Source organism: Nocardioides ganghwensis, assembly GCF_014779655.1.
Classification (GTDB): domain Bacteria; phylum Actinomycetota; class Actinomycetes; order Propionibacteriales; family Nocardioidaceae; genus Nocardioides; species Nocardioides ganghwensis.
In genome coordinates this window covers 349926-372889 of sequence record NZ_JACXYX010000001.1, presented here as the reverse complement: position 1 = coordinate 372889, position 22964 = coordinate 349926, and the positions used below count along the sequence as shown (strand labels likewise).

Below are 22964 nucleotides of genomic sequence, written 5' to 3'. Positions count from 1 at the left end.
TACGCCCCTCCAGGTGGCGGACTCCCCGCTCGGGCGGGGACTCCGCCACTGGGAGGGGCACTCCGCCACCGGGAGGGGCACCCTGCCCGCTCAGCCGCGGGCAGCGCCGAGGTGCAACCACGCCGCGGCGTACGGCTCGAGCCGCACCGCGCCGTCGTGCAGCTCGGGCGCGCTGCCGGTGAGCGCGTCGACGAGGGCGTCGTCGTGCAGGCCGAGCCAGTGCAGGACGTCGGCGGCGACCCAGCCCACGCGGCCGGTGACGTTGTACGCCCCCAGGAGCGGGCCGTCGGGGTGGCGTCGGACGACGAGGAGCACGCCGCCGTCGCGAGGGTCCCAGAGCTCGGTCGGGCTGGCCGCGTGCAGGTGCGGCAGGGCCCGGCGTACGTCGAGGAGGTGGCGCAGGCCCGCGGTGATGCCGTGCGGGTCCGACCCGACCGCGTCCCACGGCATCCGCGGCCGGTGCACCCAGCGGTTGTCGGCGGCGTGGGCGGGGTCGTCGGCCCAGCCGGCGTCGTTGAGCAGGCCGAGCTCGTCGCCCATCCAGATCACGGGCAGGCCGCCGAAGCCGAGGATGATCGCGTGGGCGAGCAGGATCCGTGCGACGGCGTCCGGGTCACCGGCCTCGAGCCCCGCCAGCGAGGCCAGTGAGCCGGAGATCCGGCGGTCACCGGTCTGCTCGTTCTGCTGGAAGACCAGGCCGCGCGCCCACGAGCCGGGGAACGCACCGGAGTACCAGTCGGACAGGAACCGCCGGTGGGCGAAGGGGTCGAGTCCCACGGCCCTGGCGTCGTCGTCGGCGATCGCCCACCCGATGTCGTCGTGGCAGCGGGCATAGGTGATCCAGGCGGTGGTGGACGGGGGCTGCGGCAGCTGCTGGAGCGCGTGGGTCGCCAGCCGCGCGTCGCCGGAGGCGAGCATCGACCAGATCTGCACCATCAGCCCGTTGTGGTAGGCGAGGTCGCTCACCCGCCCGGCGTGCTCGCCCACGCCGAGGTAGGCCGGCAGGTCCGCCGGACCGACGATCGCCTCCGCCTTGAAGAGCACCGCCGGCGCGGCGATGCGCGCGACCGTGCGCAGGGCCCGGGTGAGGTCGTGCACCTCCGGTTCGTTCTGGCAGCTGGTGCCGAGGCGCTTCCAGATGAAGGCGATCGCGTCGAGCCGGAACACCTCCACGCCCAGGTTGGCCAGCGACAGGATGATGTCGGCGAACTCGCACAGGACCGCGGGGTTCGACCAGGCGAGGTCCCACTGGTAGTCGTTGAAGGTCGTCCAGACCCAGCCCGCGAGGTCGTCGTCCCAGGTGAAGTTGCCCGGCGCGAAGTCGGGGAACACCTCCGGCAGCGTCGCCTCGTAGGCGTCCGGCACCTCGCGGTCGGCATGGACGTGGAAGTAGGCCCGCTTGTCGGGGTCGCCCGCCCGGGCTGCGACGGCCCACTCGTGCTCGCGAGCGACGTGGTTGAGCACCAGGTCGAGGCACAGGCTGATCCCGTCGGCGCGCAGCGTCGTCGTCAGCTCGCGCAGGTCCTCGAGCGTCCCGAGGTCGGGGCGGACGGAGCGGTAGTCCATCACGGCGTAGCCGCCGTCGTTGGGCGCCGGGCGCGGGGTCAGCAGCGGCATCAGGTGCAGGTAGCCGACGCCGAGGTCACAGAGGTACGGCGCCCGCTCGCCGACGCCGCGCAGCGTGCCGGCGAACCGGTCGGCGTACGCCGCGTAGCCCACCATCGAGGGCCGCTGGAACCAGTCGGGCTCGCGCAGCCGCTGGGCGTCGAGCTCGCGCAGGTCGTCGGGCCGCGCGTCGTGCGCGGCGCGGGCGATCCCGACGAGCGTACGTGCGACCGCGGGCGCCGCCTCGGGTCCGTAGACCCGGCCCAGGGTGTCGAGGAGGTCTGGCTCGAGGGCGGCGAGGCGGTCCTCGAACCCGGTGTCCCACACGGTCACGCAGGCCAGTATGTCGGACCCGGCTGGCCGTAGGCTCGGTGCTCGTGAGCCTCGATCCGACGACGAACCCGATCCCGCGCCCACGCGACCACTTCACGCCCCGCCGCGGCTGGATGAACGACCCCAACGGCCTGGTCGTGCAGGACGGCGAGCACCACCTGTTCTTCCAGCACTGGCCCGACGGGATCGTGCACGGACCGATGTCGTGGGGCCACGCCGTGAGCGAGGACCTGCTCGACTGGACCGAGCTGCCGATCGCCCTCGCGGCCACCGACACCGAGCACGTGTGGTCGGGAAGCGTCGTCCACGACGCCGACAACACCTCGGGCCTCGGACGCGACGGCGCCGGGCCGCTCGTGGCGCTCTGGACGTCCTTCGACCCCGCCAGCGGGCTCCAGCGGCAGTCCCTGTCGTGGAGCCTCGACCGTGGGCGGACGTGGACCCCGTACGCCGCCAACCCGGTCCTCGACATCGGCTCCACGGCGTTCCGCGACCCGAAGGTCCTCCGCCACGACGACGCGTGGTGGATGGTGCTGGTGCTCGCGGACGACCGGACCGTCGAGCTCTACCGCTCCGCCGACCTCATCGCGTGGGAGCACGTCTCGTCCTTCGGTCCGGAGGGGGCGGTCGAGGGCCTGTGGGAGTGCCCCGACCTGGTCCGGGTGCCCGTCGAGGACGGGGACGGTCCGTCGGGAGAAGCGGCCTGGGTGCTGCTCGTCAGCGTCGTCGACGGCGCACCGGCCGGCGGCTCGGGCATGCAGTACTTCGTCGGCGAGCTCACCGACACGGGCTTCGTGGCGACGCAGGCGGCGCGGTGGCTCGACCACGGCGCGGACTTCTACGCCGGGGTGTCCTACTCGGGCGCACCCGGGCCGGAGCCGGTCCTCCAGGCCTGGATGAGCAACTGGCAGTACGCGGTCGCCGTGCCGGCCGTCGACTTCCGCGGCGCGATGACCCTGCCCCGCCGGCTGGCGCTGCGGCGTCGCGACGGCGAGCTGGTGCTGGTGCAACGACCCGTCGTGAGACCCGGGCGGACGGCGTACGAGCTGCGGGACCGACCGCTGGACGGCGAGCTGGTGCTGCCGGTCGCGGCACGCACCTGCCGGGTCGTCCTCGAGGTCGACCCGGGCGACGCCCGTCGCGTCGGCCTGCACGTGCGGGTCGGGGACGGGGAGCGGACGACCGTGTGGGTCGCGCCGGCGTCGGGGACCGTCGGACTCGACCGGCGTACGTCGGGCGAGACCGACTTCCACCCCGGGTTCGCGGCCGAGCACACCGCCCCGCTCGTTAGCGGTGACGCGCCGCTGCGCCTCGAGGTCGTCGTCGACGTGTCCTCGGTGGAGGTGTTCGCGGGCGACGGGGAGGTCGTGCTCACCGACCAGGTCTTCCCCGACCCGGTCAGCACCGGCCTGGTCCTGGACGCCGAGGACGGCGAGGCGCACATCAGGCACCTCGCCGTCCTCGTCTGAGTCCCGACCGCGTCGGGGCGCGTCACTCGGAGAGGCGCTCCCCCGACTCGGTGTCGAACACGTGGACGTGCTCGGGGTCGGTGGTGACGTAGAGAGTCTCGCCCTTGTGCGGGTGGTGGCGGCCGCTGACGCGCACGATGACGTTGGACGGCGTGCCCTCCACGTCGCACGTGCCGTAGACGTAGCTGTCGGCGCCGAGCTCCTCGACGACCGTCACCTTGACCGGGAGGCCACCGTCCTCCGCCGTCACGAGCCGCCAGTTCTCCGGGCGGACGCCGACCGTGACCTTGCCCGACATCTTGCGCTCGGCGGTCGGGTCGACCGGCACGGCGTAGCCGCCGATCTTGACGCCTCCGTCGGCGGCCATGCCCTCCATCAGGTTCATCTGCGGCGAGCCGATGAAGCCGGCGACGAACAGGTTGGCGGGCTTGTCGTAGAGCTTGAGGGGGGTGTCGACCTGCTGGAGCACGCCGAGCTTCATCACCGCGACGCGGTCGCCCATCGTCATCGCCTCGACCTGGTCGTGGGTGACGTAGACGGTGGTGACGCCGAGGTCCTGCTGGAGGCGGGCGATGTCGGTGCGGGTCGCCACGCGCATCTTGGCGTCGAGGTTGGACAACGGCTCGTCCATGCAGAAGACCTGCGGGTTGCGGACGATCGCGCGACCCATGGCGACGCGCTGGCGCTGACCACCGGACAGTGCCTTGGGCTTGCGCTCGAGGAACTCGGTGAGCTGCAGGATCTCCGCCGCCTTGGCGACGCGCTCCTTGCGCTCGGCCGCCGGCACCTTGGCCATCTTGAGCGAGAACGCCATGTTCTCCTCGACCGACATGTGCGGGTAGAGCGCGTAGTTCTGGAAGACCATCGCGATGTCGCGGTCCTTGGGCGGGATGTTGGTGACGTCGCGGTCACCGATGTAGATCTTCCCGTCGTTGACCTCCTCGAGGCCCGCGAGCATGCGCAGGGTGGTGGACTTGCCGCAGCCGGAGGGCCCGACGAGCACCATGAACTCGCCGTCCTCGATCTCCAGGCTGATCCCCGGAACCGCTGGTTCGTCGGCCCCGGGATACCACCGCTGGGCCTTGTCGAACGTCACTGATGCCATTGTCTGCTCCTTCACCGGCAGGTACGTGCCGGACGATCCGTAGTGAAGTGACCGGGGTCACAGACCCCGAGGTCACAGTAGGGCCCGCCCCGGGGCGGGGCAATGGCGCGGCCCGGCTGTCTCACGCGGGGCGCCTCACGCAGGGCCGTCCCGGGCGGTGCGCACCGAGCCCCCGTGCCGCACCACCATCGGCACCGTCTCGGTGCCGCCGTGGTCGTCGCTGTCGAGGAGACGGCGCACGGCGAGCGCGCCGAGCTCGGTGAAGGGCAGCTCGACGGACGAGAGCACCGGACGCAGCCACCCCGCGAGCGCCGATCCGTCGAAGGACACGACGCTCACGTCGTCGGGCACGCGCAGCCCCGCCTCGGCCAGGGCCTGGTAGACGCCCATCGCGACCCGGTCGTTCATGCAGACCAGGCCCTCGGCGCGCCCGCCCCCCGCCAGCCAGCGGGTGGTGGCGGCGAAGCCCTCGGTGACCGACCAGTCGCAGGCGACCACGCCCGCGAGCTCCAGGCCCGCCTCCGCGAGCCCCGCCCGGATCCCCGCCATCCGTCGCGGACCGGCCGTGGCCTCGGGCGTCGGGTCCTCCCCCACGACCCAGACCTCCGAGACGCCCGCGGCGACCAGCGTGGCCGCGGCCGTACGCCCCCCGCCCTCGTCGTCGGGCAGCACCGACGCGTACCGCTCGTCGGGGTCCTCGCAGTTGAGCAGCACCGACCGGACGCCGCGCAGCGCGTCGGGCAGGTGGATCGTGCGCGCGGTGCGGGTGGCGTACACGATCCCGTCCACGTCGCGCTCGCGCATCTCCTCCAGCAGCAGCCGCTCGAGGTCGGCGTCGCCGCCGCTCTCGCCCATCACGACCAGGTGGTCGAGCTCGCGGGCGGCCAGGCTGGCACCGGTCAGCATGCTGCTGCCGTACTGCTCCCCCGCGATCTGGTCCGAGACCAGCCCGATCGTGGCCGTACGCCGGGTGCGCAGGCTGCGCGCACTGCGGTTCGGCCGGTAGCCGAGACGGGCCGCGGCGGCACGCACCCGCTCGTCCGTCTCGGGCGCGATCCGCATCTGCGCGGCGCGGCCGTTGAGGATGTACGAGGCGGTGGTGGCGGACACCCCGGCCGCGGCAGCGACGTCGGCGAGCATCACGCGTCGGGTCTCCACTGCGTCCCTCTTCTCGTCGGTGCGCGCCCCCTCGGCGCGCGGCAGAGCCTGCCGCAGTCGATCGGGGCCCGTGACCAGTTCGTGTCCATCGAGTTGCTTGACACCCGGACCGCGGGCCGATGATGATGCGGCTGATTCGATTCAGCAGTGGTGTACGTCACACTACGACAATCAGGACGCGCGGGACAGGTCCCGCCATCCGAGGAGGCACCCTCATGCGACTGACTTCGACCCGGCGCCGCACGGCCTTCGCCGCGACCGCGGCCGCGCTGGCCCTGACCACGACCGGCTGCCTCGGCAGCGACGACGGAGGAGGAGGTGGCGGCGGCAGCGCCGGCGGTGACGACGGCGTCGTCGACATCCTCGCCACGACCGACCCCCTCGTCTTCGAGGGGCTGAAGGCCAAGATCGAGGAGGAGGCCGAGGCCGCCGGGATCGAGGTCAACATCGAGCGCGTCGACAACATCAACCAGCTCATCCTGACCCGCATCCAGGCCAACGACCCGCCGGACATCGCGGTCATCCCGCAGCCCGGCGTCATCAAGCAGATCGTCGACCGCGGCAAGGCCGTCGAGCTGACCGAGGACATCGTCCCGGCCGACGCGATCTCCGACATGACCCCCGGCACCCTGGAGGCCGGTCAGATCGACGGCACCCAGTACGGCCTGATGATCAGCATGAACGTCAAGAGCCTGGTGTTCTACAACAAGCAGGCGTGGGACGAGGCCGGCTTCGAGGCTCCCCAGAGCCTCGACGAGCTCGCCGAGCTGACCGAGCAGATGAAGAGCGACGGCGAGACGCCGTGGTGCTTCGGCATCGAGTCCGGCGCGGCCACCGGCTGGCCGGTGACCGACTGGTTCGAGGACCTGATCATGCGCTACGGCGGTCCCGAGGAGTACAACCAGTGGGTCGCCAACGAGGTCAAGTTCGACTCCGAGGTGGTCCGGCAGGCTGCCGACTACATGGAGCAGACCGTCCTCGCCGAGGGCAGCGTGCCCGGTGGGCGCGGCTCCATCGCGAGCGTGGCCTTCGGTGACGCCGAGGACACCATGTGGGACGAGCAGCCCGGCTGCTGGATGCTCAAGCAGGGCAACTTCATCGTCTCGGCCGACTTCATCCCCCAGGACGTCGTCGACAACGTCGACGAGCGGGTCGGCGTCTTCGGGTTCCCGCCGGCCGAGGCCGGCACCGACGCCCCGGTGCTGGGTGGCGGTGACCTCGCCACGCTGCTGCTCGACAACGAGGACTCGCGCGCGATGATGCAGATCCTGGCCGACGTCGAGCTCGGCACCGAGGCGGCTCCGAACAGCTCGTTCATCTCCCCCCACACCGAGTTCGACACCTCGCTCTACCCGAGCGACCTGACGCGGCAGATCGCCGACGTCGCCTACCAGTCCGACCAGTTCCTCTTCGACGGCTCGGACCTGATGCCCGGCGAGGTCGGGGCCGGCAGCTTCTGGAAGGAGATGACGGCGTGGATCTCTGAACAGCAGGACCTCGACACCACGCTGAGCAACATCGACGCCAGCTGGCCCGCCAGCTGATCGCCTCCCGACGGGACGGGGACGTCGGCGCAGCCGCCGGTCGTCCCCGCCCCGTGCGGACCAGCAGTTCCCCGGACGTTCGCCCGATCCAGGAGCAGGACACATGCTGTTGAAGATCCTCAACGCCCTGATCACCGTCGGTGTGGGTGTCGGCGCCGCCGTCATCCTCTACTGGCTGCTCAACAAGCTGGCCGAGGTGCTGCCCGGGCGGTGGGAGGACCGGCTCAAGCCGTACTTCTACATCCTCCCCGCCTACGCAGCCCTGGTCTTCTACCTCGTCTACCCGGCCGTGCAGACCGTCGTCTACAGCTTCGCCAACGCCCAGAGCACCGCGTGGGTCGGCCTGGACAACTACACGAGGCTGCTGCAGAGCAGCAGCTTCCAGGACACCCTCTTCAACACGCTGCTCTGGATGGCCGTCGTCCCGGCGATGACCGTGGTCCTGGGACTGGCGATGGCCGTGCTCGCCGACCGGCTCAACCCCACGTGGGAGAACACCTCCAAGACGATCATCTTCCTGCCGATGGCCATCAGCTTCGTCGGCGCCGGCACCGTGTGGGGCCTGATCTACAACTACCGCCCCGAGGGTCGCGAGCAGATCGGCCTGCAGAACGCCATCATCACCGCGCTGGGGTTCGACCCCGTGGCGTGGCTGCAGGTCAGCGACTTCCGCCTCAACAGCTTCTTCCTGATGATGATGCTGCTGTGGGCCCAGACCGGCTTCTCGATGGTGCTGCTCTCCGCCGCGGTCAAGGGCGTCCCCGAGGACACGCTCGAGGCGGCGCGCATCGACGGCGCCAACGAGCGGGCCATCTTCTTCCAGGTGGTCGTCCCGCAGATCTGGGGCTCGGTCATCACCGTCTACGTCACCACGCTGATCGGGGTCATGAAGATCTTCGACATCGTCTACGTGATGACCAACGGCGGCGCCAACACCAACGTCATCGGCAACGAGTTCTTCAACCAGCTCTTCACCAACTTCAACAACGGCGCAGCCGCAGCGATCGTCGTCCTGCTGATGCTCGCGACCATCCCGATCATGGTGTACCAGGTGCGCAACTTCCGTCGTGAGGAGTCAATGGCATGACCTCGACACAGACCACGATGGGGGCGGCCACGCCCACCACGAAGACGCGCAAGCGCCAGCCCTCCCGGGAGGGACAGCCGCAGAAGGCCGGCTGGTTCGCGCGCATCGTCGTCTTCATCCTGTGCTTCCTCTGGATCGTGCCCGTCATCGGGCTCTTCCTGACCTCCTTCCGCCCACGGGACGACGCCAACGAGTCGGGTTGGTGGACGCTGTTCTGGACGCCGTCCGCGTGGAGCCGGATGTCCTTCGACAACTACGAGACGGCCATCGACCAGGGCGGACTCGGCCAGGCGTTCGTCAACAGCCTGGCGATCACGCTGCCGGCGACCTTCATCCCGATCCTGGTCGCGGCCTTCGCGGCGTACGCCTTCGCCTTCATGGAGTTCCCGGGCCGCAACTTCCTGTTCCTCGCGGTCGTGAGCCTGCTGGTGGTGCCCAACTACATCGCGTTCGTGCCGATCCTCCGGATCTACGGCGACCTGCAGATCGCCGGCACCTTCCCGGCCGTCTGGCTGGCGCACATCGGCTTCGGGATGTCGTTGGCGATCTACATCCTCCGCAACTACATGGCGACCCTGCCCCGCAGCGTGATCGAGTCGGCGAAGATCGACGGCGCCAGCCACTTCCAGACGTTCTTCCGGCTGGTGCTGCCGATGTCGCTGCCCGCCCTGGCCGCGTTCGCGATCTTCCAGTTCCTCTGGGTCTGGAACGACCTGCTGGTCGCGCTGATCTTCGTCGGCCCGGGCGACAACGCGCCCATCACCGTGGCGCTGCGCAACAACCTCATGGGGCAGGCCGGGTCGGGCCAGCACCTGATCACCGCCGGCGGGTTCCTGTCGATGGTCCTGCCGATCGCCGTGTTCCTGGTGATGCAGCGCTTCTTCGTCCGCGGCCTGACAGCGGGTGCGGTCAAGGGCTGACGCACGCGGTGGGTGGCCCGGGGGATCCCGGGCCACCCACCGCTGCACCACGCCATGACCCGACGACTGGAAGGATCCTCGTGACCGAGGCTCCCGACCGCGAGCCGTGGTGGCGCCGTGCGGTCATCTACGAGATCTATCCCCGCAGCTTCGCCGATGCCGACGGCGACGGGGAAGGCGACATCGCCGGCATCACCGCCCGACTCCCCCACCTCGCGGACCTCGGCGTCGACGCCGTGTGGATCGCGCCCTGGTACCCCTCCCCCATGGCGGACGGCGGCTACGACGTCAGCGACTACTGCGACATCGACCCTCGCTTCGGCACGCTCGAGGACGCCGACGCGATGATCGCCGAGGCCCACCGGCTCGGCCTGCGGGTCGTCGTCGACCTCGTCGCCAACCACACCTCGTCCGAGCACGAGTGGTTCCGGGCCGCGCTCGCCGCCGCGCCCGGGTCGCCCGAGCGGGGGCGCTACCACTTCCGCGACGGCACCGGACCCGGCGGCGCGGAGCCGCCCAACAACTGGATCAGCGCCTTCGGCGGCTCGGCCTGGTCGCCGGTCGAGGACGGCCGCACCCCGCAGCAGTGGTACCTCCACCTCTTCGCCCCCGAGCAGCCCGACCTCGACTGGGAGGACGAGCAGGTCCGCGACGCCTTCGACGACGTGCTGCGGTTCTGGCTCGACCGCGGGGTCGACGGCTTCCGCCTCGACGCCGCACCGGCGATGGCGAAGCACCCGGACTACCCCGATGCCGACTACCCCGACCCCACTCGTTTCGACACCGGACGCTGGGAGGGCAACCCGCACTGGGACGTCGACGCGGTCCACGACATCTTCCGCCGCTGGCGCCGTCTGGTGGACGCACACCCCGGCGATCAGGTGCTGGTGGCCGAGGCGGTCGTCAGGGGTCCCGAGCGGCTCGCGCGCTACCTCGGCCCCGACGAGGTCCAGACGGCGTTCAACTTCGACTGGGTGCACGCGCCGTGGGACGCCGCGCACCTGCGCTCGGTCGTCGACCGTACGCTCGCCGCACTGCAACCGATCGGCGCACCCGCCACCTGGGCGATGTCGAGCCACGACGAGACCCGGCACCTCACCCGCTTCGGCGAGGGCGACCTCGACCTGGGCCGCCGCCGCGCACGGGCCGCCGTCCTCCTCACCCTCGCGCTCCCCGGTGGTGCCTACCTCTACCAGGGCGAGGAGCTCGGGCTGGAGGAGGTCGAGGACATCCCCGAGGCGTTGCTGCAGGACCCGGTCTTCGTCCGCTCCGGCGGCCGCCACCGCGGTCGTGACGGCTGCCGCGTGCCGTTGCCCTGGAGCGGGGAGCGTCCACCCTTCGGCTTCTCCTCCGGCACCGTCGATCCCTGGCTGCCGCAGCCGGCGCACTGGGCCGACCTGACCGTCGAGGCGCAGCAGCGCGACCCCGGCTCCATGCTCCAGCTCTACCGCACGGCGCTGCGGCTGCGGAGGGAGATCCGCGACCTGCGAGGCCCCGACCTGCACTGGCTGCCCGCGCCCGAGGGCGTCCTGCACTTCCGCCGGGGCGAGCGCTTCGAGTGCCTCGCCAACCTCGGCGACTCCGCCGTACGCCTGCCCGAGGGGGTCGTCCTCTCCAGCCCGGCCGGCGACGGGCAGGTCGTCGAGCCCGACACCGCCGTGTGGGTCGTGCACCCGTGAACGATCCCTCGCCCGACAGGAGCGGCACCTCCATGCTCTTCCCCCCACCCGGCCCCAGCGGAGCACCGCGGCTCACCGTCGAGCTCGACCTGCGACCCGACGCCCGGGGCGACATGCTCCCCCGGATCCTCTGGGCCGGCGTCGCCGCGCCCGACGAGGTCGGCCGGAGCGGCTACCCGTCCACCTTCCGCGGCCCCGGGGTCCCGCTGCTCGGCGAGCACGCCCACGAGCTCTTCACCCGCCCGCACCTGCGCGGGCACCGTACGGGCGCTCCGGGCTCCGACGCGGCGTGGTCCACGCGCTTCGTCCTCGAGGACGTCGAGGCGGCCGACGAACGACTGGTCGTGACGGCCACGGACGACGCCGCCGGGCTCGGCCTCACCACCGAGCTCGAGACGCTGCCGGGCGGGCTCCTGCGTGGGCGGCACACGATCCGCAGCACGGGCCCGGGCAGCTACGTGCTGACCGGCCTGGAGGTGGTGCTCCCGGCGCCCGACGACCTCGTCGAGCTGCTCGACTTCACCGGGCGCCACGAGGGCGAGCGCACCCCGCAGCGCCACGAGGTCACGGACGGGCTGTGGCTGCGCGAGGGCCGCGAGGGCCGGCCCGGCCTCGGCGGTGCGACCGTGGCCGTGCTCGGCTCGCGCGGGTTCGGCACCCGCACCGGCACCGTGCTCGGTGTCCACGTCGCGTGGAGCGGCAACAGCTGCTTCCGGGTCGAGCGCTCACCCGACCTCGGCACCACCCTCGGGGGCGGCGAGCTGCTCCAGCCGGGCGAGGTGGTGCTCGCGCAGGGCGAGGCGTACACGTCTCCCTGGGTCGTCTTCGGGGCCTCCGACGAGGGGCTCGACGGCCTGGCCGGAGCGTTCCACGCCTACGAGCGCTCCCTGCCCGCGCACCCGGCCCACCAACCGGTGGTGCTCAACGTGTGGGAGGCCGTGTGGTTCGACCACGACCTGTCGCGCCTGCACGAGATCGCCGACCGGGCGGCACGGGTCGGGGTCGAGCGGTTCGTGCTCGACGACGGCTGGTTCCACGGCCGACGCGATGACACGGCGGGCCTCGGCGACTGGTGGGTCGACCCCGACGTCTGGCCCGAGGGGCTGACGCCGATCGCCGACCACGTACGGGGGCTCGGGATGCAGTTCGGGCTGTGGTTCGAGCCGGAGATGGTCAACCCCGACTCCGAGCTCTACCGCGCGCACCCCGACTGGATCCTCTCGACCGGGTCGCGGGTGCCGCAGCTGCACCGCCACCAGCTGGTGCTCGACCTGTCGCGCGAGGAGGTGTGGCAGCACGTGCACGACCGGGTGCACGCGGTGCTGTCGTCGGCGCCGGTCGACTACGTCAAGTGGGACCACAACCGCGAGCTCCTCGAAGCCGGCTCGGGCCCGCGGGGCGGCGCCTCGGCCGTGCGCGCGCAGACCCTCGCCTTCTACCGGCTGCTCGACTCGCTGCGCGAGCTGCACCCCGGCATCGACTGGGAGTCCTGCGCGTCCGGCGGCGGTCGCATCGACCTCGGCGTCCTGGAGCGCACCCAGCGGGTGTGGACCTCCGACATGACCGACGCCCTGGCCCGCCAGCACATCCAGCGCTGGACGACCCAGCTCGTGGCCCCGGAGTACCTCGGTGCGCACGTCAGCGCACCCGTCGCCCACCAGTCGGGTCGTCGCTTCACCCTCGACTTCCGCGCGGCGACCGCCCTGTTCGGTGCCTTCGGGATCGAGTGGGACCTCAGCACCGCCACCGAGGACGAGCTCGACGCGCTGGCCGGCTGGGTCGCGCTCCACAAGCGCTTCCGTCCGCTGCTGCACTCCGGACGCGTGGTGCGCCCGGAGACGGCCGACCCGGCGGTGCTGCTCCACGGCGTGGTGGCCGCCGACGGCAGCGAGGCGCTGCTCGCGCACGTCCAGCTCGACGAGTCGGCGAGCAACCGGGGCACGGTGGTGCGCGTGCCCGGCCTCGTCGCCGACGCGGCGTACGACCTGGCCTGGGCCGGTCCCGTCGACCACCGCGCGGTGAGCCGGTCCGTCGCACTGCCGGAGACCGGTCCCACCGACGGCGTCGCGGTGCGGGGCGCGGTGCTGGGCACCCGCGGCTGCTGGATCCCGCGCCGGCGACCCGAGACGGTCACCCTGGTGCACCTGCGGCGGGCGAGGGTCGACGGTCAGTAGGTCCCGAGGTACTTCTTCGGCGTGCCCGGCGCCGGCTGGCGCTGCACCGTGACGGAACCCATCAGCGCCATCCCGCGGATGCGTACGACGGGCGAGCCCGGGCCGATGTCGGCAGCGACCTTGTCCTTGGCCTGGGTGTACTCGCCCATGATCGGGGTGCCGTCCATGACGACGTGCATGTCGGCCGGCACGATGACCTTGACCTCGCCCATGACCGCGCTGGCGTTGATCAGCGTCTCGTGGGCTGAGAGCTGGGCCTGGCGGAGGTCGATGACCACCCCGCCCATCAACGCGAACGCGCTGTGGTGCGCGGGCACCGCCCACACCCCCTGCCGCTTGCACTCGCTCATGATCGCGACCGACGAGTTGTGGCCGACCGCTGGCACCGACGACGGTGTACGCCGCACCGGTGCCGCGGCCGGGTGCGGCACAAGGCCGGGGGCCTGGAGGTCGAGCGTGATCGGGACGAGCTCGCCGTAGGTCTTGGCCTGCCAGGTCAGCTCGAGCCGCTCCTCGAGCTCGTCGAGGTCGATGCGCCCCTCCCCCGCCGCGTCGCGCAGCACGTCGGCGACGCGCTGCCGGTCGGCGTCGGAGATGCGCATCTGCGACGGGTCGGGCTGGCGGTTCTCGATCTCCCCCATGGGGGCCAGCCTAGCGATCGGGCCGACCCCTCGACCATGACGAGCGTCAGGGCCCACAGGCCCGGCAGCGACGTACGTCCGCGGACGCCGCTGCCGGGCCTCCCAGGGGAGTCCGGGTGTCACGGCATGAAGTCGTCGAAGCCGGTCCTCGGCTCCGTCCACGCGTTCGCGGGGCGCTCCTCCTCGGTGGCCGGCTGCCAGGTCGGCCTCGGGCAGGTCGGGGCCGGACCGTCGAGGGCCTCGTTCCACCGCGGCTGGGCGATGAAGCAGGGACGCTCGGAGTCGGGCTCGGCGGCCTGCGCCGGCTGGGCAGCGAAGGTCGTGGCGATGGCGGCGAAGCTCGTGGCGGCCGCGAACGCAGCGGTGCGGCGGAACGAGGTGGTGGTGCTGGTGCTCATGGCGGTCTCCTCTGGTGGCCGGACGGATGGTCCGGTGTGTCTTCCTCTGGACCTCGAGAGTCGGCCCGCCAGGAGCCCGGTTGACGAGGGTTGACGAAGGTTGACAAGCACCCCCACAAACGGGGTTGCCCGCCCCGTCGACCCGAGAGGATCCTCGACCTGTACGTGGGTCGACGGAGGAACCCCATGAGCGCACTGCCGCGACCAGCCCTGTCGGGACCGATCCGGGTGCTCAACGACGCCCTGCACGACCTCCACCACCGCGCTGGCTGGCCCTCGCTGCGCGCCCTCGCCAAGGAGACCGGCGTCTCCCACACCACCGTCTCCAAGGCCTTCTCCCAACCCGCGCTCCCCTCGTGGGGCACCCTCGAGCTGCTCGTCGAGGCGATGGACGGTGATGCCGCAGCGTTCCGCGAGCTGTGGCTCGCCGCCTCGACCTCCGGCGACCGGGCCGCCCCGCCGCCGGCACGGATCGCCGGCCGCAGGGCCGAGCTCGCCGCCGTACGACGTCACCTCGAGACCGGCACCGGCCTGCTGCTCGTGACGGGAGAGGCAGGGATGGGCAAGACCACCCTTGTCGACGCGGGGTGCGACTCCGTACGACCGTCAGTGTCACTCGCCACCGGGCGCTGCCTGCCGCTGTCGACCGAGATCCCCCTGATGCCGTTCACCGAGGCGCTCCGCCACGTCGCACGCGTGGATGGCGGAGGGTTCTTGGCCGGCGTTCTCGAGGGGTGCCCTGGGTACGTGACCACGGCCCTGGCCACCCTGCTGCCGGAGCTGTCCGTGACTGACGCGGTGCAGGACCCCGACGACCGCTGGCTGCGCCAGCGTCTCTTCTCGGCGGTCGCAGAGCTCCTCGAGGCCCTCACCGTCCGTGGGGCGTTCGCCTTGGTCCTCGAAGACCTCCACTGGGCCGACGACCTCACCCTCGACCTGGTCGAGCACCTGTGCCGCGGCACCCGGACACGCATCCTGAGCACGTGGCGGACCGATGACCCCGACGTGCCCCCGGATCGGCGCGACTGGTGCACACGCATCCGCCGAGACGCCACGGCCCTCCAGCTGGGGCCGTTGACGAGCGACGAGACCGCCGAGCAGCTCGCCCTCCTGCGCCTGGGCACGTCCCGCCAGGCGGCCGCCGCAATCCACGCCCGCAGCCACGGTCAGCCGTTGTTCACCGAGCAGCTCGCCCACGCGGATGCAGGTCAGCCCACCTACCTCCGCGAGCTCCTCGACGGACGGGTGCGCCGTCTGGACGGGCGGGCGTGGCAGGTGGCGGCGCTCCTGGGGGTGGCGGACCGCCCGCTCGCGGAGGCCGCGCTCGCCCGCGCCCTTGCGACCGATCCCCACGAGCTCTCCCACACCCTGCGTGAGCTGCGCGACCTCCAGCTTCTCGGAGTCACCGACGGCATGGTGCACCTGCGGCACCCGTTGCTCGCCGAGGCAGCACGTCGCCGCCTGCTTCCCGGTGAGACGGCGGCGCTGCACCGATCCCTGGCGGTTGTGCTGGCGGCAGCCGCGGACGCGGAACCTGCTGAGGTCGCTCGCCACTGGCAGGGGGCCGGGCACGCGTCCGAGGAACTCGTGTGGCGGGTCCGCGCTGCCCGGGCAGCGGCGGAGCGGTACGCGTCTGCCCAGGCGGCGGAGCACTGGCTGCGCGCGTGGGCGCTGTGGCCCCGGGAGTCGCGCGAGGTCGGGGACGAGCCGGTGCGGCGCCACGAGGTGGTGGCCGGCATCGCCAACCAGCTCGACCTGGCCGGTCGCCCGGCAGAGGCCGCGCCGGTGCTGGAGGAGGAGCTGGCGATGTCGGACCTGTACGACGTGTCCGAGCGCGCCGAGCTGCTCACCCTGCTGGCCAGGTTCCACTCATCGCAGTTCCACACCGGTGACCACGGTCTGCGGCTCGTCGATCAGGCCATCGAGCTCTACCGCAGCCTGCCGTTGTCGGCGGGGCTGGCCGCGGCGTTGAACTGGCGAGGCACAGAACTGGAGTGGCACGGGCGGCGCGACGAGGCGGCGGCCGCCCTCGACGAGGCGGCCCAGGTGGCTGCGCAGGTGGGCGACCAGGCCCTCGAGCGGTCGGTCCGCGCCCAGCACGCCTGGCAGACGGCCGCTTCCGGGGACGAGCGCGCAGTCGAGGCCATCGAGGCCGTCGTCGGCGCCTTCGCCTATGGGGACAACCTGAAGCGCGACCTGGCCGTGGCCGTCCGCCACACCGACATCCTCCTCATGACCTGCGGGTCCCCTGACGCCGTCGAGGCGGCCGCGCGCCCCGCGCTGGAGCTCGCCGCGCGCTGGAAGGTGGGCTCGGGCCACGTGCACGTCCTCAGGTGCAACGTCAGCCAGGGATGGCGTCGGGCCGGCCGCGTACGTCGAGCCCTGGAGGTCATGTCCGACCACACCGCCGACGAGGAGCCGGGCTCCTTCCCACTCCCGCACATCGAGCGTGCCCTGCTCGAGGTGCTGTGTGGCCACCAGGAGACAGCGCGCCGCCGGCTGTCGCGCGTGGAGTCGGGTCTGCACGAGGTCATCGACCCCTTCGTCGCCGAGGCCCGGCTGACCTACGAGGTGTGGATGGGCGACCCCGCGACCGGGTGGCGGATGTTCGGAAGCATCCTGGGAGGGCGCCGCCACGACGAGATCTCCCCGGGGACCGTGGGCGACCTGCTCGTGCTGGCCGCGCGCGCAGCCGCGGACATGACCGTGCGGGGCCCAGCCCGGGCCAGGCAGGCGACGACGACGTCACTCCTGGAGCTCCGCGCAGGCCTGCACCACGACCCCTTCGAGCCGTCCGCCGTCCTCGCGGACAGGGCCGCGGCGCACCAGTGGTCAGCAGAGCTCGGACGCCTGCGGGACGAGGACCGGGTCGACGCGTGGCTCGAGGCGATCGGCACCTGGGACGACCTCGCTCGTCCGCACGACGCGGCCTACTGCCGGTGGCGAGCCGCCCAGGTCGCCCTTCGCACCGGCCAGGGCACCCTCGCCGCGCGGCTCGTCAGGCGCGCGGCAGCCGACGCCCGCGAGCACGTCCCGCTCTCCCGAGCGATCGCCGAGACCGCAGCGGGCCGCCGATGAGCGCCCTCCCCCGGCCCGACCTGCCCCCGGGGCCGCACCGCGACCTCGTCACGGCGCTGCACGACCTCCACCACCGCGCCGGCTGGCCCAGCCTGCGCACCCTCGCCCGCGAGACGGGCGTCTCCCACACCACCGTCTCCAAGACCCTCTCCTCCCCGACCCTGCCCTCGTGGGGCACCCTCGAGCTCATCGTCGAGGCGATGGGCGGCGACACGACCCACTTCCACGACCTGTGGCTCACCGCCTCCACCCCCATCGACGGCGCCGCCACCCCGTCCGCGACCCGCATCACCGGCCGCATCACCGAGCTCGCAGCCGTACGCCGCCACCTCGAGACCGGCACCGGCCTCCTCCTCGTCACCGGAGAGGCCGGCATCGGCAAGACCACCCTGATACGGGCCGCAGTCGAGCAGGCCGGTGCGTTCGTCACGCTGGGGCACTGCCTCCCGATGTCCACGGAGGCTCCCCTCATGCCGGTGGCCGACGCGTTGCGGACCATCCTCGACGCCGACGGCTCCTGGTTCGCCGACGCCTTGAGGGAGTGTCCCGCCTTCGTCCCCCGCGCACTGCAGCGTCTCCTGCCGGAGCTGGATGCGGGCGACCCGGGCATGGACACCAGCCAGCAGCACCTCTTCGCTGCCGTGGCACGCCTCATCGCCCGGCTGAACGACCGTCGGCCCCTCGGCTTCGTGATGGAGGACCTGCACTGGGCCGACACCACCACCCTCGACCTCGTGGAACACCTGGTGGCGAGCGGGGCGAACGTCTCGCTGGTGGGATCCTGGCGCACGCACGACCCGACCGTGTCGGCCGTTCACGTGGACTGGCTGGGTCGCGTGCAACGCCTCGTCGGTCCCAGCGACGACCTTCCGCCGCTGTCGCCGAACGAGACGGCCGAGCAGCTGCGGCTGCTCGTCGGCGCCTCGGCGACCCCCGAGCTCGCTGCCCGGATCCACGGGCGTTCGTGCGGAAACCCGCTCTTCACCGCCCACCTGGCTGCGGGTCTCGCGACGAGCGAGGCGATGCCGCGATTCCTGGCGGAGGTGCTCGACCGACGCCTCGGCGACCTGGGAGACGTGGCCGGTCGACTCGCCGCCGTGCTGGGCACGTCCGATCGCGACCTTCCCGCCGGCGTCCTGGGGGAGGCCGCTCGCGTCCCACCCGCGGCGCTGCTGGTCGGGCTCAAGGAGCTCACCGCGCGCGAGCTCGTGACGCAGGACGCGCAGGACCGCGTCGCGCTGAGCCATCCCCTGCTGGCCGAGGCGGCGCGACGACGGTTGGTCGCGGGCGAGGCGAGAGCGGTCCACGCCGCCCTTGCCGCAGCGCTGGACGCGCAACCCACTCGTCGGGAGCACGCAGCCGAGATCGCGGCCCACTGGCGCCAGGCGGGCGAGCCCGGCGCGGAGCTCGGAGCACGCGCCGAAGCGGCACGGCTGGCCCACCTCCGCACGGCACCGAAGGAGGAGTCGGAGCACTGGCTCCGTGCTCTCGAGATCGACGAGGAGTCGCCTGACCTGGCGCCGGCGTTCGACCGGGCCGAAGCGGTGATCGGTGCGATCGACGCACTGCAGCTGTGCAACCGCCTGGAGGACGCCCTCGCCCTCGCCCGAACCGCACTCAAGCGGGTCGGTCAGGTCGACCCGCTGACGGAGGCGGAGATCCTCCGCCGCGCCGCACTGATGGAGGCGATCGCCGCCGACGACGGCGATGCGTGCCTCGCGCTCACGGACCGCGCCATGGAGCTCCTCCGTGCGTTGCCACCCAGCGAGTGCCTCGTCCACACGTTGGACCTGCGTGCCAACGAGCTGAGCAGGGGCGGCGCTCACGAGGAGGCGGTGGCCACCGTCAGGCAGGCGCTCGAGATCGCCACCGACCTCGGCGACCACGGCCTGTACTACGGCTCGTCCGCCACGCTCCTGTGGCAGCTGGCGCACCAGGGCGACCTGTCCGCTGCGCTGCGGCAGCTCGCGCTCGCCCGCGAGCGCCACCCGGCACCGGCGGAACCACACCGCGAGGCCTACATGTCCATGTGCGTCAGCGATGCACTGTTGCTCCACCGACGCCCTGCGGCCGAGGTGATCGCAGCCACTCGACGCGCCTTCGACGTCGCCGCCGAGTTCGGCCTGGAGTTCCACCTCCTCACCATCGTCCGGGCGAACGTGGCGGAAGCGCTCCTCAACAGCGGCGAGATCAGCCGGGCCGCACAGGAGCTCGCCGCCGTCCGCTCGTCCGACGCCTACGACGAGTGGCCGCTGCGCGTGGTCAGGGCGTTCGTGCAGATCGCACAGGATGCGCCGGACGAGGCGCTCGCAACGCTGGAGCACATGCCGGACCTCCGCCGCACCAACAACCTCACGATCTGCCGGGCCCGCGCGACGGCACAGCTCTGGCAGGGCCGCGCCGACCTGGCGTGGCCCGCCATCCGCGACGCGCTCGAACTCGCCCTCGCCGATCCCGGCATCGGCGACTTCGGCGAGTCGTACGTCACCGCCGCCCGCGCTGCCGCGGACCTCGCCACGCAGGGCGGTCCCACTCCCGGCACCTTGTCGGCGGAGCTGCTCGACCTGCGACGTCGTGCCGCGGTCGACCCGCTGGCACCCGGGCCGATGCCGGTCTGCAGGGACGCCTGGGCTGCCACGTGGAACGCGGAACGCGCCCGGCTCCTCACGCAGGACACGACCGACCTCTGGACGGTGGCCGCCGCCGCCCACGACCGGGTCAACTCCCCGCACGACGCGGCGTACTGCCGCTGGCGAGCGGCTCAGTGCGCGCTCCGCGACGGGCAGGGCTCTCTCGCGGGCCGGCTGCTCACGCGGGCGGCGTCCGACGCCCGAGAGCACGTCCCTCTCAGCAGGGCCATCACGGCGACCGGGGCAGACACCCGATGAGCGCACTTCCCCGCCCCGACCTGGCCCCGGGGCCGATCCGGGTGCTCAACGACGCCCTGCACGACCTACACCACCGCGCCGGCTGGCCCAGCCTGCGCACCCTCGCCCGCGAGACCGGCGTCTCCCACACCACCGTCTCCAAGACCTTCTCCCAGCCCGCACTCCCGGCCTGGGGCACCCTCGAGCTCCTCGTCGAGGCCATGGGCGGTGACACGACCCGGTTCCACGACCTGTGGCTCGCCGCCTCCACCCCCGCCGATGGCACACGTCCTCCAGCGACCCGCATCGCAGGCCGTCACGCCGAGCTCGAGACCGTACGCCGCCACCTCGAGACCGGCACCGGCCTCTTGCTGGTCACCGGTGAGGCCGGCATCGGCAAGACGACCCTCGTACGCGCCGCCGCCGAGCGGGCCGGCACCTTCGTCGCCGTGGGGCAGTGCCTGCCGCTGTCCACCGAGGTGCCGTTCATGCCCGTCGCGGATGCCCTGAGCACCTGCCTCGGTGACGGTGGCGGATGGCTCGACGAGTCGCTGGCCAGGTGCCCGCCCTATGTCGCCGCGTCGCTGCCGCAGCTGCTCCCCCATCTCGGCCCCGTGGAGCCGCGCGAGCCTCTACCCGACGGCGTCCGTCGACTCTTCTACGCCGTCGGAGCGATCCTGAGAGCACTCGACGCGGTCCGACCGCTCGCCGTGTGCTTCGAGGACCTGCACTGGTCCGACCAGAGCACGCTCGACCTGATCGAGCACCTCGTCGGCAGGCCTACGCGCCCATCCGTGGTGGCGACGATGAGGACCGAGGGTCCGCTCGTCGTCGCCGACGCTCCCGACCGGGTCGTTCGTCTCCGCCGGGGACTCACGGTCCCGGAGGTGCGTCTCGAGCCTCTGGACGTGGAGGGGGTGCGCGAGCAGCTGGAGATCCTCGGCGCCCCGGAAGAGCGCGCTGCGGCAGTGCACGCGCAGACCCTCGGCAATCCGTTCTTCACCGAACAGCTCGTCGCGCACGGCGACGACCAGCTGTCCGCACGGGTCGCGGAGCTGCTCGAGGCCCGGCTCGACGAGCTGCCGGAGGAGGCGTGGCGCGTGGTGCGGACGCTGGGGGTGGCGGACCGCCCCCTCCCGCCCGACGTCGCGGCGCGGGCGACGGAGCTCGACCAGGGCGCCCTCACGGCGGCTCTGCGTGTCCTGCTCGCCCGCCGCCTGCTGTCGACGGGGTCGCACGACGTCGCGCTGCGACACCCGTTGATCGCCAGTGCCGCTCGCGCGCGGCTGGTGCCCGGCGAGGCGCGGGAGGTCCACCGTCATCTCGCCGACGCCCTCGCGGCGGTGGCAGTGGCGCCTGCGGCCGAGGTCGCCGGCCACTGGAGGGCTGCTTCCTGCCACCACGAGGAGTTCACCTGGGTGCTCGCAGCGGCGCGGGCTGCCGCCGCACGCCATGCCGGCGACGAGGCGTCCACGCACTGGAGGCGCGTGCTCGACCTCTCGTCGGACGGCGTCACCGAACCGGGATTCAGCGAGGCCGAGGCCTGGCTCGGGCTGGTGGATGCGTTGTCGCGGGCAGGCCGGGACACCGAGCTGGACCATGTCTGCCGACGGGCGCTCGATGCGTCCGGGGGGTGGTCCGACGGGGAGCGTGCCGAGATGCTCCATCGAGCCGGGATCCACCTGGACACCGGCGGCAGACCGCAAGCCGAGCTCGAGCTCTTCGAGCGGGCCATCGAGCTCTACCGACGCGGCTCACCTTCTCGCGGGCTGGCCCGGGCGCTCGGGCACCGGGCCAACCTGAGACACCGGCAAGGGCGTGCGCCAGAGGCCGCTGCAGACCTCGCAGAGGCGAAGAGCGTGCTGAGCGATCTCGGGCTGGTGCACGAGCAGCGGTGGGTCACGGTGTTCGAGGCCTGGTGGGCCGCGCGCCGAGGTGACGTCGCCGGAGCGCGATCAGCGTTACGGGAGCTCGGCGAGCCGTCGACCGACGACGACCCAGTCATGGAGCTGATCGTGGGGAACCACCACACCGACACGCTGCTCCTGCTGTGCGCGCCGGTCGCGGAGGTGTCGGCAGCCGCGGACCCGTACCTCGCCGCACGTTCGTCGTTGGCGCTCGGAGCGGTCGAAGGAGCGGTCATCGCCTACAACGTCGCGCTCGCACGGGTTCGCGCCGGCGACGTGGCTGAAGCCGCTCGTTTGGTGGAGGAGGAGACGAGCGCGCCGCGGCCGTCGTGGCCGATGCGAACGCTGGCCGTCGCGATAGGGGTCGCGACCGGCCACGAGCACCCGGAGTCTCTGGTCCGGGAGCTGTATGAGGTCCGTCCCAGCTCGTTCCCCCGGTCGCTGCTCGCGGTGGAGGAGGCGTCGTCGCTCCTGTGGCACGGGAAGCCGCGCGAGGCACTGGACTGCCTCGCCGTCGCCGGGAGCATCGAGGAAACGGTTCCGGGAGAGGTCGGCCGCGCGCTGGTCCTGGCTGCCCGGGCCGTCGCGGATCTCGCTGCGGCGACGAGGGCGGGCCCGGACGGACGGCGGCGTGTGCGCGCGCTGCTCGACGACCTGCGAGCGAGAGCTGCCCACGACCCGTTCACGTCGGACAACGCTCCTTCGGACCTGTGCCCCGCACCGCAGTGGAAGGTGGAGCTGGCTCGGCTGGACGGACTCGACTCCGTCGGCGACTGGATGGCCGCGGCAGGCGCATGGGCCGATGCCGGGCGCCGCCATGACGTGGCGTACTGCCGCTGGCGAGCGGCTCAGTGCGCGCTCCGCGACGGGCAGGGCACTCTCGCGGGCCGGCTGCTCACGCGGGCGGCGTCCGACGCCCGAGAGCACGTCCCTCTCAGCAGGGCCATCACCGTGACCCGGGAGGAAGCCCGATGAGCGCACTCCCCGCCCGACCTGGCG

General features: G+C 72.4%; 14 protein-coding genes. 9 read left to right on the top strand and 5 right to left on the bottom strand.

What is annotated here, in order from left to right; translation table 11 throughout:
* Positions 1 to 90 precede the first annotated feature (90 nt).
* Complete coding sequence (locus tag IEZ24_RS01740) at positions 91 to 1938, bottom strand: alpha-amylase family protein (RefSeq protein ID WP_242498547.1); 1848 nt, start codon at positions 1936 to 1938, stop codon at positions 91 to 93.
* A 44-nt stretch (positions 1939 to 1982) separates the two neighbouring features.
* On the opposite strand from IEZ24_RS01740, the gene IEZ24_RS01735 reads away from it, so the two are divergent.
* Positions 1983 to 3407, top strand: coding sequence for a glycoside hydrolase family 32 protein (locus IEZ24_RS01735; RefSeq protein ID WP_207206865.1), 1425 nt, complete (start codon positions 1983 to 1985; stop codon positions 3405 to 3407).
* 22 nt (positions 3408 to 3429) lie between these two features.
* Here the strand turns inward: IEZ24_RS01735 and IEZ24_RS01730 are convergent, their stop codons facing one another.
* Entirely contained in the window at positions 3430 to 4512 is a 1083-nt protein-coding gene (locus IEZ24_RS01730) for an ABC transporter ATP-binding protein (RefSeq protein ID WP_129455977.1), read from the bottom strand.
* Between the two features lie 135 nt (positions 4513 to 4647).
* Entirely contained in the window at positions 4648 to 5670 is a 1023-nt protein-coding gene (locus IEZ24_RS01725; protein ID WP_129455976.1) for a LacI family DNA-binding transcriptional regulator, read from the bottom strand.
* A gap of 215 nt (positions 5671 to 5885) precedes the next feature.
* On the opposite strand from IEZ24_RS01725, the gene IEZ24_RS01720 reads away from it, so the two are divergent.
* The 5 genes from IEZ24_RS01720 (at position 5886) to IEZ24_RS01700 (ending at position 13074) form a co-directional block, all read left to right on the top strand.
* A complete protein-coding gene (locus tag IEZ24_RS01720) occupies positions 5886 to 7214 on the top strand; it encodes an ABC transporter substrate-binding protein (protein ID WP_165356133.1) in 1329 nt (442 codons plus the stop codon).
* A 103-nt stretch (positions 7215 to 7317) separates the two neighbouring features.
* The gene (locus IEZ24_RS01715; protein ID WP_129455974.1) at positions 7318 to 8301 is read left to right on the top strand and encodes a carbohydrate ABC transporter permease; all 984 of its coding nucleotides are present in this window, start codon (positions 7318 to 7320) and stop codon (positions 8299 to 8301) included.
* Positions 8298 to 9221, top strand: a complete 924-nt coding sequence (locus IEZ24_RS01710; RefSeq protein WP_224744655.1) for a carbohydrate ABC transporter permease — start codon at positions 8298 to 8300, stop codon at positions 9219 to 9221. Before IEZ24_RS01715 ends, IEZ24_RS01710 begins: the two co-directional genes overlap by 4 nt.
* 80 nt (positions 9222 to 9301) lie before the next feature.
* Complete coding sequence (locus IEZ24_RS01705) at positions 9302 to 10900, top strand: glycoside hydrolase family 13 protein (protein WP_242498546.1); 1599 nt, start codon at positions 9302 to 9304, stop codon at positions 10898 to 10900.
* Positions 10901 to 10932: 32 nt separating this feature from the next.
* On the top strand, positions 10933 to 13074 hold the full coding sequence (locus IEZ24_RS01700; protein WP_129455973.1) for an alpha-galactosidase: 2142 nt from the start codon (positions 10933 to 10935) through the stop codon (positions 13072 to 13074).
* Here IEZ24_RS01700 and IEZ24_RS01695 read toward each other — a convergent pair.
* Both IEZ24_RS01695 and IEZ24_RS01690 read right to left on the bottom strand, forming a co-directional pair.
* Complete coding sequence (locus IEZ24_RS01695) at positions 13068 to 13715, bottom strand: DUF1707 SHOCT-like domain-containing protein (protein WP_129455972.1); 648 nt, start codon at positions 13713 to 13715, stop codon at positions 13068 to 13070. The genes IEZ24_RS01700 and IEZ24_RS01695 overlap by 7 nt on opposite strands.
* A 119-nt stretch (positions 13716 to 13834) precedes the next feature.
* Positions 13835 to 14113 carry a hypothetical protein gene (locus IEZ24_RS01690; RefSeq protein WP_129455971.1) on the bottom strand — a complete coding sequence of 93 codons (279 nt, stop codon included), beginning with the start codon at positions 14111 to 14113 and terminating at the stop codon, positions 13835 to 13837.
* Positions 14114 to 14299: 186 nt separating this feature from the next.
* Between IEZ24_RS01690 and IEZ24_RS01685 the strand changes: the two genes are divergently transcribed.
* The 3 genes from IEZ24_RS01685 to IEZ24_RS01675 are packed head-to-tail and all read left to right on the top strand — an operon-like array spanning position 14300 to position 22940.
* Positions 14300 to 17191: an AAA family ATPase gene (locus IEZ24_RS01685; RefSeq protein WP_129455970.1), complete on the top strand. Its 2892-nt coding sequence runs from the start codon at positions 14300 to 14302 to the stop codon at positions 17189 to 17191.
* Entirely contained in the window at positions 17188 to 20079 is a 2892-nt protein-coding gene (locus IEZ24_RS01680; RefSeq protein WP_129455969.1) for an ATP-binding protein, read from the top strand. Before IEZ24_RS01685 ends, IEZ24_RS01680 begins: the two co-directional genes overlap by 4 nt.
* Positions 20076 to 22940 (top strand): ATP-binding protein, encoded by a 2865-nt coding sequence (locus tag IEZ24_RS01675; protein ID WP_129455968.1) that lies wholly within the window; start codon positions 20076 to 20078, stop codon positions 22938 to 22940. Before IEZ24_RS01680 ends, IEZ24_RS01675 begins: the two co-directional genes overlap by 4 nt.
* Positions 22941 to 22964: the final 24 nt, after the last annotated feature.

Coding starts and splice junctions, on each gene's coding strand:
- IEZ24_RS01715 (WP_129455974.1), top strand. CDS start 7,318: ATGCTGTTGAAGATCCTCAACGCCCTGATCACCGTCGGTGTGGGTGTC.
- IEZ24_RS01675 (WP_129455968.1), top strand. CDS start 20,076: ATGAGCGCACTTCCCCGCCCCGACCTGGCCCCGGGGCCGATCCGGGTG.
- IEZ24_RS01695 (WP_129455972.1), bottom strand. CDS start 13,715: ATGGGGGAGATCGAGAACCGCCAGCCCGACCCGTCGCAGATGCGCATC.
- IEZ24_RS01730 (WP_129455977.1), bottom strand. CDS start 4,512: ATGGCATCAGTGACGTTCGACAAGGCCCAGCGGTGGTATCCCGGGGCC.
- IEZ24_RS01710 (WP_224744655.1), top strand. CDS start 8,298: ATGACCTCGACACAGACCACGATGGGGGCGGCCACGCCCACCACGAAG.
- IEZ24_RS01690 (WP_129455971.1), bottom strand. CDS start 14,113: ATGAGCACCAGCACCACCACCTCGTTCCGCCGCACCGCTGCGTTCGCG.
- IEZ24_RS01700 (WP_129455973.1), top strand. CDS start 10,933: ATGCTCTTCCCCCCACCCGGCCCCAGCGGAGCACCGCGGCTCACCGTC.
- IEZ24_RS01680 (WP_129455969.1), top strand. CDS start 17,188: ATGAGCGCCCTCCCCCGGCCCGACCTGCCCCCGGGGCCGCACCGCGAC.
- IEZ24_RS01685 (WP_129455970.1), top strand. CDS start 14,300: ATGAGCGCACTGCCGCGACCAGCCCTGTCGGGACCGATCCGGGTGCTC.
- IEZ24_RS01720 (WP_165356133.1), top strand. CDS start 5,886: ATGCGACTGACTTCGACCCGGCGCCGCACGGCCTTCGCCGCGACCGCG.